This is a genomic window from Microcoleus sp. w1-18aA5 (assembly GCF_036701705.1).
Classification (GTDB): Bacteria; Cyanobacteriota; Cyanobacteriia; order Cyanobacteriales; family Microcoleaceae; genus Microcoleus.
Map to the genome: position 1 here is coordinate 1 of NZ_JAUPTE010000187.1, position 1,032 is coordinate 1,032.

General features: G+C 42.2%; 1 protein-coding gene and 1 pseudogene. Both read right to left on the bottom strand.

Features of this window, described 5'->3' with window-relative positions:
• Positions 1-42: 42 nt before the first annotated feature.
• Positions 43-324 carry a hypothetical protein gene (locus Q5691_RS27630; protein ID WP_333348439.1) on the bottom strand — a complete coding sequence of 94 codons (282 nt, stop codon included), beginning with the start codon at positions 322-324 and terminating at the stop codon, positions 43-45.
• A 107-nt stretch (positions 325-431) separates the two neighbouring features.
• Positions 432-1,032: pseudogene (locus Q5691_RS27635) on the bottom strand (transposase); the annotation flags it as partial.

The following is a 1,032-nucleotide window of genomic DNA, read 5'->3' on the forward strand; positions in this document are numbered from 1 at the left end:
CAAACCTTTTAAGTGGACATATAAGGGTAAAGTCTTGGCTGTTTAATAGTCTGTGTATTTACGCCGAGCTGTACTAGGTACTTGCTGCTGTAATTGCTCTTGATACAGCATCATCAGTTTTTTCCGGTCTGGTCTACAGTCTTGTAAGGCTTCATAGACGCTTGACCATTGACGATTGAATAATGGATTGAGCGAAAATTCCGCCAAACAAGCCGCATTCCTGGTTGTCATTACTGCATCCATCAGCTCAAATGTTGCATCTTTCGCCAGCACTAATAACTCGTATGCTGCTTGACGAAAGTCTTTTAATCGTTCACTGTTCATTAAGGGAGTGGATAGGTTTTCTTTTCACCCTTATTCTCTCCCAGCGCGGTGGCTCTAGTTCTTCTGAAGCCACCTTTCTCATCTTTATTTAGTCTAAACTACAGCTCTTGAAATTGGAAGTCTTTTTTCTGAAGTAGTGCAAAAGATACACCCCTGGCATCAAGCCATGATGCGAGTTTGGGGCTATGAAACTCTCGATCGCCTAAGACTAAGACGGGATAGTTCTTAAACAGAGGAAGGACGATACCTAACAGTCGTTTTTGAGTCTTGAGGTCACTGTTACCTGACTTCTTTAAGAGTTCCCAATATATCGGAAGAGCATGAGTTCCCCAGACCAGACTAACCATAAATATATTGTGTCCTTTCCACTGTGTCCGGTCGATTGCAACAATCCAATAGCCATACTTTTGATGCTTGAGTTTTCTTACACAGCGACGTTGTTCTCGGTTTAAACGCTTTCCGGTTTGTTCTTGTCGAATCCAATATTTAATCAGGGGAAACCACAATAGTTTGACGCACAACTGAGGTAACACTAAAAATCGTTGTAAGTTTCGGAAAGCGGCTTTGGTATTGAATCGGTTGAGGAAAGACACTGGCTAATACGCAGAGCTTGACCTGACGATGAGCCTGAAGCAATAACAACAGCAGTTGCAAGGTTAAGTATTGGCTTTCATTGAGATGAGGGAGCAGAATTTTTTGGTATAATGG

Excerpts from the sequence above, each read along its gene's own strand:
- Q5691_RS27630 (WP_333348439.1), bottom strand. The coding sequence starts at position 324 with ATGAACAGTGAACGATTAAAAGACTTTCGTCAAGCAGCATACGAGTTA.